14 protein-coding genes are annotated in these 14,962 nt (G+C 34.8%); 2 read left to right on the plus strand and 12 right to left on the minus strand.

Annotated elements, in window-relative coordinates:
* Nucleotides 1-39 precede the first annotated feature (39 nt).
* The 9 genes from ftsH to pth form a co-directional block, all read right to left on the minus strand.
* Entirely contained in the window at nt 40-2,040 is a 2,001-nt protein-coding gene (gene ftsH / locus D7I45_RS05375; RefSeq protein ID WP_120784690.1) for an ATP-dependent zinc metalloprotease FtsH, read from the minus strand.
* Between the two features lie 122 nt (nt 2,041-2,162).
* Nucleotides 2,163-2,705: a hypoxanthine phosphoribosyltransferase gene (gene hpt / locus D7I45_RS05380; protein WP_120784691.1), complete on the minus strand. Its 543-nt coding sequence runs from the start codon at nt 2,703-2,705 to the stop codon at nt 2,163-2,165.
* A 22-nt stretch (nt 2,706-2,727) separates the two neighbouring features.
* Nucleotides 2,728-4,098: a tRNA lysidine(34) synthetase TilS gene (gene tilS, locus D7I45_RS05385; protein WP_120784692.1), complete on the minus strand. Its 1,371-nt coding sequence runs from the start codon at nt 4,096-4,098 to the stop codon at nt 2,728-2,730.
* 70 nt (nt 4,099-4,168) lie between these two features.
* Nucleotides 4,169-4,621, minus strand: a complete 453-nt coding sequence (locus D7I45_RS05390) for a S1 domain-containing RNA-binding protein (RefSeq protein ID WP_120784693.1) — start codon at nt 4,619-4,621, stop codon at nt 4,169-4,171.
* 93 nt (nt 4,622-4,714) lie between these two features.
* Nucleotides 4,715-5,089, minus strand: coding sequence for an FtsB family cell division protein (locus tag D7I45_RS05395; protein ID WP_120784694.1), 375 nt, complete (start codon nt 5,087-5,089; stop codon nt 4,715-4,717).
* Nucleotides 5,090-5,181: 92 nt separating this feature from the next.
* Complete coding sequence (locus tag D7I45_RS05400; RefSeq protein WP_120784695.1) at nt 5,182-5,454, minus strand: RNA-binding S4 domain-containing protein; 273 nt, start codon at nt 5,452-5,454, stop codon at nt 5,182-5,184.
* Nucleotides 5,455-5,462: 8 nt separating this feature from the next.
* Nucleotides 5,463-7,028 carry a putative polysaccharide biosynthesis protein gene (locus D7I45_RS05405; RefSeq protein WP_120784696.1) on the minus strand — a complete coding sequence of 522 codons (1,566 nt, stop codon included), beginning with the start codon at nt 7,026-7,028 and terminating at the stop codon, nt 5,463-5,465.
* Nucleotides 7,018-10,545, minus strand: a complete 3,528-nt coding sequence (gene mfd, locus D7I45_RS05410; RefSeq protein ID WP_277949248.1) for a transcription-repair coupling factor — start codon at nt 10,543-10,545, stop codon at nt 7,018-7,020. Before mfd ends, D7I45_RS05405 begins: the two co-directional genes overlap by 11 nt.
* Nucleotides 10,546-10,568: 23 nt before the next feature.
* Nucleotides 10,569-11,126: an aminoacyl-tRNA hydrolase gene (pth, locus tag D7I45_RS05415; protein WP_120784697.1), complete on the minus strand. Its 558-nt coding sequence runs from the start codon at nt 11,124-11,126 to the stop codon at nt 10,569-10,571.
* Between the two features lie 190 nt (nt 11,127-11,316).
* On the opposite strand from pth, the gene D7I45_RS05420 reads away from it, so the two are divergent.
* Nucleotides 11,317-12,267: an L-lactate dehydrogenase gene (locus D7I45_RS05420; protein WP_120784698.1), complete on the plus strand. Its 951-nt coding sequence runs from the start codon at nt 11,317-11,319 to the stop codon at nt 12,265-12,267.
* A 143-nt stretch (nt 12,268-12,410) separates the two neighbouring features.
* Nucleotides 12,411-13,055 (plus strand): cyclic di-AMP binding protein CbpA, encoded by a 645-nt coding sequence (cbpA, locus tag D7I45_RS05425; protein WP_120784699.1) that lies wholly within the window; start codon nt 12,411-12,413, stop codon nt 13,053-13,055.
* An 84-nt stretch (nt 13,056-13,139) separates the two neighbouring features.
* Here cbpA and D7I45_RS05430 read toward each other — a convergent pair whose 3' ends face one another.
* Genes D7I45_RS05430 through alr form a run of 3 tightly spaced genes read right to left on the minus strand, consistent with a single transcriptional unit; the run spans nt 13,140 to nt 14,901 of the window.
* A complete protein-coding gene (locus D7I45_RS05430; protein ID WP_120784700.1) occupies nt 13,140-13,496 on the minus strand; it encodes a type II toxin-antitoxin system PemK/MazF family toxin in 357 nt (118 codons plus the stop codon).
* A gap of 38 nt (nt 13,497-13,534) precedes the next feature.
* Nucleotides 13,535-13,762: a hypothetical protein gene (locus D7I45_RS05435; RefSeq protein WP_162924106.1), complete on the minus strand. Its 228-nt coding sequence runs from the start codon at nt 13,760-13,762 to the stop codon at nt 13,535-13,537.
* A 20-nt stretch (nt 13,763-13,782) separates the two neighbouring features.
* On the minus strand, nt 13,783-14,901 hold the full coding sequence (gene alr / locus D7I45_RS05440; RefSeq protein WP_120784702.1) for an alanine racemase: 1,119 nt from the start codon (nt 14,899-14,901) through the stop codon (nt 13,783-13,785).
* Nucleotides 14,902-14,962: the final 61 nt, after the last annotated feature.

The following is a 14,962-nucleotide window of genomic DNA, read 5'->3' on the forward strand; positions in this document are numbered from 1 at the left end:
AGCGTGAGTTAAAAGAATTCAACCCACGCTTTTTGTTAATTAGTCTTCGTCATCATTTTTGTCATTGTCATCTAGATGTTGATTGTCTTGTTCCTTTTCTTCTAATTGTTCTTTAGATTCTTCAAAGGAAGCAGTTTCACTTTCATCATCTGACTCTTCTGGCATTTTACCTGTACGGTATAGACTCAAAATTTCTTTTTCGTCTAGTGTTTCGTACTTAAGTAAAGCTTCAGCAATGACTTTGTGTTGTTCACGATGTTGTTCAATAATATCGTGTGCTTGACCATGTGCTTTATCAATTAGTCTACGAACTTCTTCATCAATGACTGCAGCAGTCTTTTCAGAGTAGTTCTTAACATATGGGTCTTGGCTAGGACTTTCTAATTGAACAGTACCTAATTTTTCACTCATACCATATTGAGTAACCATAGCACGAGCTAAGTTAGTAGCTTGTTCGAAATCATTTGAAGCTCCAGATGATTCTGAATTGAAAATGATTTCTTCAGCAGTTCTACCACCCATTAAACCAGCCAATTGTTCCATAGCATTCTTCTTGGACATCAATTGTTGATCTTCTCTAGGTAGCATAATAGCATATCCACCGGCACGACCACGTGGCACAATAGTAACCTTGTGTACTACACGAGCATCATTTAGTACTAATCCAACAATGGTATGACCAGCTTCGTGATTAGCAACAATATTTTGTTCTTTTTGACTAACTACCTTGTCCTTCTTAGCAGGACCAGCAATTACACGATCTTCAGCTTCATCTAATTCAGCAGCACCTATTTCAGTCTTATCACGACGAGCAGCTAATAATGCAGCTTCGTTTAATAAGTTAGCTAAATCAGCACCTACAAATCCTGGTGTTTGCTTAGCAATTTCATGTAAGTCCACGTCAGCAGCAAATGGCTTGTTCTTAGCATGAACTTTAAGAATTGCTTCACGACCCTTAACATCAGGTCTACCTACTAGAACTTTACGGTCAAAACGACCAGGACGAGTTAAAGCAGGGTCCAATACATCGGCACGGTTAGTAGCGGCAATAACGATAACACCATCATTACCAGAGAAACCATCCATTTCAACTAATAGTTGGTTTAGGGTTTGTTCTCTTTCATCATGGCCTCCGCCCATTCCGTTACCACGTTTTCTACCTACGGCATCAATTTCATCAATGAAGATGATTGCAGGTGAGTCCTTCTTAGCTTGTGTGAATAAATCACGAACACGACTAGCACCAACACCTACAAACATTTCAACGAAATCTGAACCAGAAATAGAGTAGAATGGTACGCCAGCTTCACCAGAAACGGCTTTAGCTAGTAAAGTTTTACCAGTACCAGGAGGTCCCTCTAGTAAGACACCATGTGGGATTTTAGCTCCTAGTTTAGTGTATTTCATTGGATCTTTTAAGAATTCAACTACTTCTACTAATTCTTGTTTTTCTTCTTCTTCACCGGCAACATCAGTAAATTTAACATCACTCTTAGTAGGTTTAGCCTTGGACTTACCTACACCCATGATGCTACCTTTGCCACCATTTTTACCACCCATTTGGTTCATCATAATTACGAAGAACACAATTAAAATGACGATTAGTAAAAATGAGAATATTAGGTTAGACCACAAACCACTCTTAGCATCAGCAGCTTGAGTACCCATCTTAATGTTATTCTTTTTGGCTAGCTTAGTAATTTCATTAACAGTACCATTGTTCTTCAACATCTTGGTCTTGAATGAAGAAACTTTAGTAACCTTCTTGGAATTACTTAAGAATATTCCGCTGTTATTATCGGATTTAACTTCTTGTGCTTTTCTGTATTCACCAGAAACAGTGTAAACACCATCTGCGGGCTTAACTGAGAAGTTTTTAATCTCATTATCTTTTAGCTTTTGAACAAACTGACTAGATTGTAGTTCTTGATTTTGTTGTTGGCTTCCCCTAGATGTGAAGAACATCGCAATACCCAACACAATCAAAAGAGCTACTACATAGAACAGTGTATTCTTGAATAGTCCTTTGTTATTACGCATCAATTGCCTCCTGTTTTTTATATCTTTTTAATTATACATGGAAATTTAGTGGTGAGACTTCCACTATAGTCCAAAATATATACACAAAACATATATTATCATTTTTCTGATTATTAGACTATCTATTTGTTTGAATAAACTTCAGGTTTTAATACACCAACGTATGGAAGGTTACGATATTTACCCTTATAGTCTAGGCCATATCCAACTACGAATTCGTTTGGAACTTCTAGACCTACATAATCAGCCTTAGCTTCAACAACACGTCCTTCTGGTTTGTCCATTAATGTGCAAACCTTAATAGAACTAGCTCCACGATCAGCTAATAAATCTTCTAAGTATTTAAGAGTTCTACCAGTATCAATGATATCTTCAATAAAAATTACATCCCTGCCTTTTACATCGATATCAATGTCTTTCATCAATTCAATAGAACCCGATGAAGATGTTCCACCATGATAACTAGAAACATCAATAAAATCAATGTCCATATATAGGTCCATTTCTCTGACAATATCTGTCATAAAGAAAATAGCTCCCTTTAAGACTCCAATTACCACTGGATTTTTGTCTCCATATTCTTCAGTGATTTGTTTGCCTAGTCTACGACAAGCATTGGCAATATCTTCTTTGCTGTATAAAGTCTTTAAAATGTCGTTGTTCATTATGTTCCCCTTCCATGCTCCGTCATTTAATTATTAAAACATACTTTTTTGTATGCTTTCTAACAGTAGATACTGATTCACTATATCCCAAAATGGCAAGAACTTTACTCTTATTAGTCATTAGAGTTTGCGCTTGAAGACGATCATTAATAGGTACTTTAGAATTAATAAATAGTCTTTTGGCCGTTTGATGTCCACCATTTTTTAGCGTTATTTTATCACGATTTTTCGTATTTTGTACAACTAATGGAAAATCATCATCAGATAAATAAAAAATAGATTTTCTATTATAGTCAGTAACGGCATCTGACTCTTGATCGGTAATCATAAAGTAATGCTTTTGAGCAGTTAAAAACCATTTATTCAATGTTACCACAAAATTTTGATTTTTTAATACACTAGTTGAGTTTTGTGATAGTTTTTTTACGGAAAAATGTTTATAAGACTTAATAAAATAAAAATTATTAGATAGTTCAACATTGCCCTGTGGCTTTTTCTCATTGATTAATAATCTAATTATTTCTTGTACTAGTGCTTCATTAAAATTATCACCTAAATAATCTACTAATAAATATTCGATAACACCCCATTGTATGTCATGAGGAAGTTGTTGCCATCGTGATAATTCTAAGTTTTCATCATCGTCTTTTAATTTATCCATCAATTGATAAAAGAAATACTCATTTTGTCGATTCATTCTACTCAATTGTTCCGAAAATTCATCTATATGTTCTACCACCTGTGAATTTTCATTACTTAACATGGGTAAAATACGATTTCTAATTCGATTACGAAATACATCTAGTTGATGGTTAGTTTCGTCTTCATACCATTTAATATGATTATGTTTAGCATACTTTCGTAAATTAGATTTACTAAAGGATAAAAGTGGACGTACTAAATAACCATCCGCAAACTTTCTAGATGATTGAATTCCACTAATATGTTTAATAAATGATCCACGAATTAATTTCATCAAAACCGTTTCTGCTTGATCATTACCATGATGAGCAGTAATTAAAAACTTTGCATTAGTCTTTTTCATTACTGCAGCAAAGAAATCATAACGAAATTTACGTGCTGCATTCTCCATCCCCTGCTTTGGATGCACTTCTTTAGGCCATTTTTTTACAAACAATTGCAATTGGTGATTCTTACAAAAGTCACGTACATATGCTTCTTCTTCTCGACTTTGTTCTCTTAATTGATGATTAACATGCGCCACTATTATATTAGGACGACAGCTATCCGGTAAATTAATCATTAAATTTAATAAAGCCATAGAATCCACACCGGCAGATACAGCTACTACTACAGAATCGTGAACGCTAAACCAATTTTTGCTATCTATTAGTTGAGTGAACTTAGCTGCTAAATCCTTCGACTTAGACATCCCTATCTCTCCTTTAAATATCTGTATAAAAAGAAAATGATTAAGGCATCGCCCCAATCATTTTTGTTGGTTAACTACGACGACCGCCTCGTCCGCCTCGTTTACCTTCTGTATTCTTTTTAATAGTAGCTAAACGGCTTTCACTTTCCTTTAGGAAGTTATCCATTAAGTCGTCAAAACTAGCTTTAGTATTTTTATGGTTGTTGTTATGATGACGCTTATCACCAAACTTACCATGACCATTGTTGCCATGGTGATTATTACCATGATGTGGCTTATGAGCTGGCTTATCTACAGCCTTTCTAATTGATAAAGCTATCTTACCATCGTCACCAATGTTCAATACCTTTACTGTGACTTCGTCGCCTACTTTAAGTACATCGTTAATATCTTTGATATAGCTATCAGAAATTTCACTAATGTGAACCAATCCTGTCTTGTGTTCGCCTAGATCAACAAAAGCACCAAAATTAGTGATTCCTGATACTTTGCCGGAAACTTTTGCTCCAACTTCAATTGCCATAAAAAAATTGTTCCTCCTAATGTAATTAATAATTTAAGTATAGCACCATTCCATCGCAAATTGTATAAAAAAAATGGTATTTTTAATACCATTTTAATTTTGTGTTACATCCTTGGATATATCACCAGGTAAACTGTATACCGTTTCGCCGGGCTTAGTGTAGTAATACTTTTCACGTATTACCTTTTGAATGTAATCATTATCATGCAATTGTTTAATATTTTGTTTTAATTTTTTATTATCCACTTGCGTACTCTTTAGCTGTTGATGAGTTCTAACTTGATCATTAGCCACTTTTTGTGCCTGCAATTTAGTAGACACAATCTTAAAACTCATAAACAGTATTACTACTAGAAAGAACGATAACAAGATAATAGCGCGTTTCTTACGACTGCGTAAAATCTCTTGATGTCGCGATTGCTTCATTTTTGTGTAACTATTATTCAATTGATGTACTTTTGCAACCATCGTTTCTTCCTCCTTACTTAATACTAGCTAATAGTATAGTGGATTATTAAAAAAAATAAATAGTTAATTAGTTTTTTTAAACTAAATTTTAATTATTCTTCTCTAAAATCTCTTTCATACTGTTCATCTAATACTGTATACATACGATCAGCATCTGCTTTTTTAGTAGTTTCAAACAATTGATTAACTTGTAGCTTTAATGTTTTATTTCCAAACTTAATTACCAATACATCATTGGAATTTACATTAGAAGAAGACTTAGCTACACGATCATTGATAGTAATACGACCTTGATTAGCAATATCTTTAGCTACCGTTCTTCTTTTAATAATTCTAGAAATTTTTAAAAATTTATCTAATCTCATATTTTCACCTACTTATTTAAATATTTATTAATTACGGGTACGGACTTCCATTCGGTATCACTTAATAAATTCCATTTAAAAGCTAAGCCAACAAATACTAGAATTCCTATAGGAACTAATACCATCAGTTCCACAATGGAATACATTCTTAAACTATGCATGATATGCAAATGCATCATGGCTCTAGATAATATCAATTCCGTTACCAACATAATTATACTCATACTTACTAATTTAGCACCAAAACTAAATTTTTGCTCTACATAAACTATAGCGCGTGGAGATAAGCAAACTTCTAACAGTAACATAACTGCCAAGCTAATTACTGTAGAAACGCTAGCTCCCATAATCTTTAAATAAACGACTAATGGTTGAGTAATTAATAATTTTACCAACACCCCTACCATAATCGATATAATAGTAATTTTGAAATGATTAGCACTTTGTAAAATACTGCTATAAATAGTAATTAAGGTAGTCAATACCACACTTAGCATAAATACACACAAAGTAAGGTTTTGCTGGCTACTATTGAACAACAAGCGGTTAATAAATGGCATCAAGCTAATCATCCCTGTTGCCACTCCCGCTGTCATAAACATACTAACGCGTAACATTTCACTGGATAAATCACGAAATGAAGCTTTCTTTTTTTCTTTATAGGCCATACTCAATGATGGCAAAATAGCAGACGCAAATGAAGTAGCAATGACTAAGCCTAATTGTACTAATGGTTGGCCACGATCATAAACTCCCTTAACACTTTGTGACTGAATGAAGCTCATCCCACTCAATAGTAATCCTTTTCTTACCGTAAATGAATCAATTAACTGCATTAATACCATCAAGGATGATAATAAACAGATGGTTCCACCTTGAAACCATAATTGATGCCACAATTTACCGTAAGTAACTACTTTTAATCGAGGCAATGTTTTTACATCGCGCCAATAATACTTAATTAAAATAGCAATTGAGAAAATCTCTGCGACAGGAGCTGCCAACATAGCATATTTACCAATGGTATAAGCACTCCATGACCATCTAGTTCCCAGATAAGCTACCGCAATAATGATAGCTACTCGAACGATTTGTTCTACTACCTGTGAATAAGCTGTCGGACGCATTTCTAATGTTGCTTGAAAATAACCACGCATACTAGCTAAAAATGGCATCATTAAAAACATCCAACTTACGGCTCGTACTAAACCAGTTAGGTTAACATCCCCCATAAATCCAGCAATATGCACAGCTTCTAATTGCAAGAAAATAAAAGATACTATTCCAATGATTAGTAAAATCACTATTATTTGTCTAAGTAAGGCTTTTTGTCGATTCTTATCTTCTTGTTCCGCTATTAAACGAGAAATAATCATTGGCAAGCCACTTAAAGCTAATACCATCCCTATTCCATAAATAGGATAAACTTGTTGGAAAACATAGAAACCTACATTTCCAACTAAATTTTGAAATGGTACCCGATAAATAGCACTTAAAATTTTACTAATTAAAGATGCTACCGATAAAATCATCGCACCTTGTAATATGACGGATAATTTATGTTCATTTTTCATTTTTCAAATTCCCTGTATGTTCTTTATCTAACGCTACTACAAACTTAGTTAATTCTTCCAACCAATCTTGTGTAGACATGGTAGGTTGAATAATTAAAGTAATTTGCATCTTAGAATCAGCAGTTCCTACCATAGAACGGAACTTAGTTTGTGCAATAGCTTTTAGAACTTGTTTACTATCATAAAATTGGGTTCCAATAGATGACAAAGTTACCACAATTTGTTTAGGCACTTGTCTAATCTTTTGAATCAATGCAATGTCGGCGTACATCTTGATACGACTTAAGGTTAATAAGTTAGCTACCGCATCTGGATATTCACCGAATCGATCAATTAAATCGGATTGTAGTTCACGATATTGATCGTCATTTTGCATTTGTCTGATTCGTTTATATAATTCAATTTTTTGTTGAGAATCGTTGATGTAGTCATTAGGAAGATATGCTTCTACATCCATTTCGATAGTAGAATCTACACGCTTTTCAGCACGTTTACCACGCTTCTTAGCTACGGCATCGGCTAGCATTTCTGTATACATATCATAACCAACTGAATCCACGAATCCAGATTGTTGTTTACCTAATAAGTTTCCTGCCCCACGCAATGATAAATCACGCATAGCAATTTTGAAACCAGAACCTAATTCAGTGAAATCACGAATGGCTTCTAGACGGTTTTCAGAAGTTTCAGTTAAGACCTTGTTAGGTTTGTACATAAAGTATGAATAAGCAACACGGTTGGAACGACCAATTCTACCTCTAATTTGGTACAACTGTGACAATCCCATGTGATCAGCATCTTCCACGAATAATGTATTCGCATTAGGAATGTCCACACCGGTTTCAATAATAGTAGTAGTTACTAACACATCATATTCACCGTTAACGAAATCATACAAGATGTTTTCTAGTTGATTTTCCGTCATTTGTCCGTGAATGTAAGCAATACGAGCATCAGGTACTAATGATTGTAAACGAAGTACCGTTTCTTCAATATCGGAAACTCGATTATGCATGAAGAAGACTTGTCCACCACGATGCATTTCACGTAAAATTCCTTCTCGAATAGCCCCCGCATTTTCTTCCATTACATAAGTTTGAATAGGATAACGGTTAGCAGGTGGCGTTTCAATAACTGATAAATCACGAACTCCCATCATAGACATATTCAAAGTTCTAGGAATAGGTGTAGCAGTTAAAGTCAAAACATCCACGTTGGAACGTAGTTGCTTAATTTTTTCCTTATGCTTAACTCCGAAACGTTGCTCTTCATCTACCATCAATAGTCCTAAGTCTTGGAACTTAATATCATTGGATAATAGACGATGAGTTCCTACCACGATATCCACAGAACCATATAATAAACCGGCTTTGGTTTCTTCTACTTGTTTCTTAGTTCTAAAACGAGATAAAACCGCTACGTTAATAGGAAAGCCTTCGAATCTGTTTATCATAGTTTCATAATGTTGTTGTGCCAGCACTGTAGTAGGCACTAAGAAAGCTACTTGTTTACCAGCTTCAATGGCCTTAAAAGCAGCATGCAAAGCTACTTCCGTTTTTCCGTAACCTACATCCCCTACTAGCAAACGATCCATCGGATGATTATCTTCCATATCTTCTTTAATTTCTCGTGAACTCTTTACTTGGTCCGGAGTGAATTCATATGGGAAGGATTCTTCAAATTCATCTTGATAGTCATCATCATCAGGAAAGGCAAAGCCCTTTTGTTGTGAACGTTTGGAATACAAGTCAATTAAATCATCAGCGATGTCTTCAATTTTGCCTTGTACACGACGCTTAGTCTTTTGCCATTCACTACCGCCTAAACGGTTAACACGGGGATGCTTATCTTCAGAAGATACATATTTTTGAATTAAGTTCAATTGCGTAACTGGAATAAATAATTTGGCGTTATTACGGTAAGCAATAGTCATATAGTCTTGATGCTTACCATCTACTTCCATGGTCTTCATTCCTTCATACTTACCAATCCCATGGTTAGCATGAACTACGTAATCACCTGGTTTTAAATCGGTATAGCTCTTAATTCTTTCCGCATTAGAGAAAGTTTGTCTACGTGGACGACGCTTGTGCACCGTAGTAAACATTTCAGATTCAGTAATAACTACTAGTTGTTGCATAGGTAGTTCAAAACCATTCTTCAAACGTTCACTAACGACCTGCACTTGATGTTCTAATATGTTATCGCCCGCAGTTTCTACCGACTTAATTTCAAAGTCAGATAAGGTTTGCGAAACTTTTCTCATTCGAGCAGCGTCTTTTACCAAAATAACTACTGTATCATCTTGTTTTTGCCAACGATCAATTTCAGTTTTTAATAGTGGCATTTGTCCAAAGAACTTTTGCATAGGACGTACTTTGATGTCTTGCAACTGCGTTAATTTTAAGTTACCAATTCCCTTTTGGAATAATGACATCAAAACTTCTGCTGCTTGGATGTTATGAAATAGTTTACGAAAATCTAAACTGCCGACGGAAGCATCAATCAATTCAGCATGAGCGTATTTATCATCCGCCCATGATTGTTCTTCGTTCATCAATTGTTTGTTATTTTCAATAATACGGCTGTAGTCATCAAAAAAGACTACCCCGTCAGTAGGTAAATAATCAAAGATGGTGTTAGTGGTACCAAATAAATATTTAGCATACAAAATCCAATCTTCAGACAAGACACCTTCTTTGGCATCATCTAACATAGGTTGAATAGTATCTGCTAAACGTTTTTGTAAGTTTTCATCTTCTAATTCACCTAAACGAGCTTGCATTAAATCAGTAATTTGTTTAACTGCATTATCTTTTTGATCTTGAGAACTTACCAAATCCGTAGCAGGTAAAATAGTCACTTCTTCCACATTTTCCACACTACGTTGATTAGATGCATCAAAATAACGTAGTGAATCCACTTCCGTATCGAATAAATCAATTCTAACTGGGTATTCAGAATTTAATGGATAAACATCAATAATAGATCCACGAATTGAAAATTCACCTGGTGCTGCAACCATTTTTTGTGGTGCATAACCCATTTGGAACAATTTACTACGTAGCGTGGTTAGTTTTACATCTTCCCCTACTTTTACTGATAATTGTGCTTGTTTAAAATCATCAGGGTTGGGTAAATAACGTCTAGTTCCTGATACTGAAGTAACAATGATTTGTGGCTTGTCACTTAGTAAAGCATCCAAAGCTTGCACACGAGCAGCCTTATATTCAGGAGAACTAGTGGCAATCTCAGCAGCTAAAACTTCTTCTACCGGAAATTCGTATACACTATCTTCTGGTAAAACGTTTTGTAAATCTTCTACGATATCATCACAACGGGACAATGTGTCCGTTACAATCAACATCTTTTTATTAGTAGATTGCAACATTGCTGATATCATCATGGTTTTAGCAGAACCAGATAACCCCGTAATCAATTGTCGATGTTTTGGTTTTAAATCATCAATAATCGTTTCGTATTGTGGTAATCTAGTGAAAAATTGACTTAATTCCAAAATATCTTATCCCTTTCTGCTTATTAGTTAAATTTATTTTCTAATCTATTGAATTCGACTCCATCCACAAATTCATCTAAAGCATCCATAGTTTGATCTACAGCTTGGTTTAAACCTGGCTTTTGTTCATCAGTAAATTTACCTAGTACATAATCTACGACACTTTCGCGCTTAGGATGATCAGTACCTACTCTAATACGGTTGAATTTGTCAGTTTGTAAATGTGCAATGATACTCTTAATACCATTATGACCACCGGCTGAACCGTGATTTCTTAGTCTAATCTTTCCTACTGGTAAATCCATATCGTCATATACTACGATTAAATCTTCTAAGTTTAATTTAAAGTATTTCATTAGAGGTCCTACGGCACGACCTGAATCGTTCATAAAGGTTAGAGGTTCTACTAACATTACCTTTTCACCATTAATCATAGTGGAACCAAATTTGGCTTCCATTTTATTGGTAGATAATTCCACACCGTGTTTCTTAGCGAATTCATCCACTACGATAAATCCGGTATTATGTCTGGTGTTTTTGTATTGTGGTCCTACATTTCCCAATCCCACAATCATCTTCATAATAAACTCGCTCCTTTTTATGCAATATTATTTAAATTATATCATAGTCTCAGCGTAGATATTTAAAATGAATCTATAGATTAAAATCGTTAAATCCATTACATTTTTTCGGCCCGAATCCTTACGAATTCATAAATTAATGATATAATTTTAGATGTAGTTTTAAATATGTTTTGAAGGGATGATTATTGTGGCTCTAAAACACCAAAAAGTCGTTTTAGTTGGTGACGGTGCCGTTGGTTCATCATACGCATTTGCTATGATGCAACAAGGAATCGGCGAAGAATTCGTCATCGTTGATATTATTAAAGATCGTATTGAAGGAGACGCACTTGACCTAGAAGATGCTCAAGTATTTACTGCTCCTAAGAATATTTACGCTGGTGATTACAGTGACTGTGCAGATGCTGACCTTGTAGTTATCACTGCCGGTGCTCCTCAAAAACCAGGTGAAACTAGACTAGATCTAGTTGGTAAGAACTTAAAGATTCTTTCATCAATTGTTCCTGAAGTTGTTAAGTCAGGATTCAAGGGAATCTTCCTAGTTGCTGCTAACCCAGTTGACATCTTAACTTACGGTGTACAAAAGCTTTCAGGTTGGCCAAAAGAAAAGGTTGTAGGTTCTGGTACTTCACTAGATACTACTCGTTTCCAAGTTGCCGTTGCTAAGAAGCTTGGTGTAAACCCTGCTGATGTTAATGCTTACATCATGGGTGAACACGGTGACTCAGAATTTGCTGCTATTGACGAAGCAACTGTTGGTTCACGTCCTCTATTAGACGTTGCTAAAGATGCTGGCGTAAGCAAAGATGACTTACTAAAACTTGAAGATGAAACTAGAAACAAGGCATACACAATCATCAACAAGAAAGGTGCTACTTTCTACGGTGTTGCTACTGCCTTAATGAGAATTTCACGCGCTATCTTACGTGATGAAAACTCCGTATTACCTATTGGTGCTCCAATGAACGGTGAATACGGATTAAACGATATTTACATTGGTACTCCTGCAGTTGTTAACGCTTCAGGTGTTAAACAAGTAATTGAAGTTCCTCTAAGTGATGAAGAAAAAGCTAAGATGGATGCTTCAGCTAAGACTCTAAAGGAAACTGCCGAAAAAGGTATGGAAGCTTTAAAGTAATTAGCTAATTTAATAAAAAAGCCGAGGTTTAATTGCCCCGGCTTTTTTATTTTGGATTATGTGTAAAAAAAGCGCAAATTAAAATTTTTTATGGTAAAATGAGAATATGAGAAAAAATCTAATAATTCTAAAGGAGGTATACAATGTTATTAAAGTCATTAGTTAAGCCTAAGCAACGCTTAGTCACCGTTTCTGAAAATGTAACTTTGGAAGAAGCACTAAAAGTACTAGAAGATTCTGGCTTTCGTTGTGTTCCTATTCTAGACGAAACCGGTACTATTTTTAGAGGTAACATTTACAAAATGCACATCTATCGTCACAAGTCACGTGGTGGAGATATGTCATTACCTGTTACTACCCTTCTAAAAAATGCTACTAAATTTGTTAACGTAAACTCAGCATTCTTTCACATCTTTTTCTCTATTAAAGATTTACCATACATTGCTGTTTTAGATGATAATAATCGTTTTTATGGTATTTTAACTCATACACGTTTATTAGATATGCTATCTCAATCATGGAATGTTAATGTTGGTAGTTACGTAATTACCGCATTAGCTCCTGGTAACCGTGGTGATCTAGAAGCCATGTCTAAAGTTATTACTAAATATACTGCAATTGCCAGTGTAATTAGTTTGGATGCCCAAGAAGGCGAACTTGTACATAGAGTAATGTTCACTCTTCCTGCCGACGTTGATAAAGAAAAATTAAATCGTATAACTGCTGCCTTAGAACGTAAAGGTTTCAGAGTAGCTGAAATTGAAAATCTAGTAGACGAAGAACACTAAATTTTACAATATCGATATAAAAAGAACCGCTCTTATGGTTAATACCATTTGAACGGTTCTTTTTATTTTCTATGTATAACTTACTCACCTTACACCTACACTAATTTTTAGTGCCGCATCTACTCGCTTCATAAATTTGTCACTCAAGTGATCAACTCGATCATGCAATCTTTGCTTATCAATAGTTCGGATTTGTTCTAATAAAATAACCGAATTTTTCTCAATCTTAGTCTTACTAGCACTAATAGCAATATGCGTTGGCATCTTAGGTTTAGAAATTTTAGCAGTTATAGCAGCTACTATTACAGTTGGGCTGTAGTGATTACCAATATTATTTTGGATAACTAATACTGGTCGCATCCCACCCTGCTCTGAACCTACTACTGGTGATAGGTCGGCATAAAATATATCGCCACGTTTTACTTCAACGTTAGCAGCCATTGTGACATCCCCTATCTTTTTGGTAGAATTATAAAATTCTAGTATTTTTTCATTTCTTCAAAATCACAAGGCATGAAATCAGCAGAAATCTTTTTATTTATTTCTGTCATTTCTACATAACCTTCGATTAATGTTTGAATTAACATATAGTCTTCAAAGCAAGGATTTACGATAATTTCCGTTTGATCATCGATATGTGCCTTAAAATGACTAATTGCTAAATCATCGTCATTTTCCACACTCCAATATTGGAACTTCATGGTCATAATCCCTTCTTTGTCTAATATTATTCAACCAATTTACGTGGAAGTCTGCTAGTTAACAAACAAGCCACCTCGTAATGAATTGTATCACAATAAGTAGCAATATCTTGTAACGTAATAGAATTGTTACCATCTTGTCCTACAATAGTAACTTTTGTACCAGGTTTAACTTCATTAGGTACTTTAATCATTAATTGGTCCATGCATACTCGGCCTACTATTGGGCAGAATTCACCATTAACTAGTAATTTAAATCCTTGCATTCTTCTAGTAATACCGTCTGCATAACCTACTGGAACCGTAGCAATCCATTCTGCATCTTTAGCTACATAAGTGGATCCATATCCAATTGCTCTTCCAGCAGCCACTTTCTTACAGTAAACCACTTCAGTAGTTACTGACATAGCTGGACGTAGTTTATATGGAAGGTCTAATTCCCCTGCAGAAGGATTTAAACCGTAAGCAGCTACTCCAAAACGAATCATATTGCCATTGCATTCGCTGTGCCACAAACTGGTAGCTGAATTAGATACGTGTACATATTTAGGCTTATTTTTAATTACTGAAACTAAATCATTAAAGCGTCTTACTTGTAGTTCAAAATAATCAGTAGATTTTGAATCTGCAGTAGCAAAATGAGTGAAAATACCTTCAAAGTCTAGACATGGGGATTGTTCTAAGTAGTCTACTGCTTTCTTTAGACTATCTTTATCTTGAAAACCAATACGTCCCATTCCAGTATCTAAACCTAAATGTACTTCTAAGGCAGGCAAATCTTTACCCATTAGTTGCTTTTCAGCTGCTTTTAACCAGTCTAGAGAAGACACAGTAACGGAAATTCTTTGTTTAGCCATTAAAGCTACGTCTTCTACTCTAGTAATACCCAATACTAAAATAGGGTCATCAATACCAGCTTCTCGTAATTCTAAACCTTCATCTAAAATTGCAACACAAAAGCCATCTGCACCGGCTTGCTTAGCTATCTTAGCTACATCTACCGCGCCATGGCCATATCCATTAGCTTTAACTACCATAAATAAATGTTCATTATTAGATAATCTTTGTTTTTCATTATTTATATTTTGATATAATGCACTCTTACTTACGTTTACTTGTGCGTTTCTATGGATTCCTACTACCATATTAATTTCCTCCAATTAATAATGGATACATCTATCATTGTAAGTCTTAATGTGATAAAAA

The sequence above is a fragment of the Apilactobacillus bombintestini genome, from assembly GCF_003627035.1.
Classification (GTDB): Bacteria; Bacillota; Bacilli; order Lactobacillales; family Lactobacillaceae; genus Apilactobacillus; species Apilactobacillus bombintestini.

Coding starts and splice junctions, on each gene's coding strand:
- ftsH (WP_120784690.1), bottom strand. CDS start 2,040: ATGCGTAATAACAAAGGACTATTCAAGAATACACTGTTCTATGTAGTA.
- hpt (WP_120784691.1), bottom strand. CDS start 2,705: ATGAACAACGACATTTTAAAGACTTTATACAGCAAAGAAGATATTGCC.
- tilS (WP_120784692.1), bottom strand. CDS start 4,098: ATGTCTAAGTCGAAGGATTTAGCAGCTAAGTTCACTCAACTAATAGAT.
- D7I45_RS05390 (WP_120784693.1), bottom strand. CDS start 4,621: ATGGCAATTGAAGTTGGAGCAAAAGTTTCCGGCAAAGTATCAGGAATC.
- D7I45_RS05395 (WP_120784694.1), bottom strand. CDS start 5,089: ATGGTTGCAAAAGTACATCAATTGAATAATAGTTACACAAAAATGAAG.
- D7I45_RS05400 (WP_120784695.1), bottom strand. CDS start 5,454: ATGAGATTAGATAAATTTTTAAAAATTTCTAGAATTATTAAAAGAAGA.
- D7I45_RS05405 (WP_120784696.1), bottom strand. CDS start 7,028: ATGAAAAATGAACATAAATTATCCGTCATATTACAAGGTGCGATGATT.
- pth (WP_120784697.1), bottom strand. CDS start 11,126: ATGAAGATGATTGTGGGATTGGGAAATGTAGGACCACAATACAAAAAC.
- cbpA (WP_120784699.1), top strand. CDS start 12,411: ATGTTATTAAAGTCATTAGTTAAGCCTAAGCAACGCTTAGTCACCGTT.
- D7I45_RS05430 (WP_120784700.1), bottom strand. CDS start 13,496: ATGGCTGCTAACGTTGAAGTAAAACGTGGCGATATATTTTATGCCGAC.
- D7I45_RS05435 (WP_162924106.1), bottom strand. CDS start 13,762: ATGACCATGAAGTTCCAATATTGGAGTGTGGAAAATGACGATGATTTA.
- alr (WP_120784702.1), bottom strand. CDS start 14,901: ATGGTAGTAGGAATCCATAGAAACGCACAAGTAAACGTAAGTAAGAGT.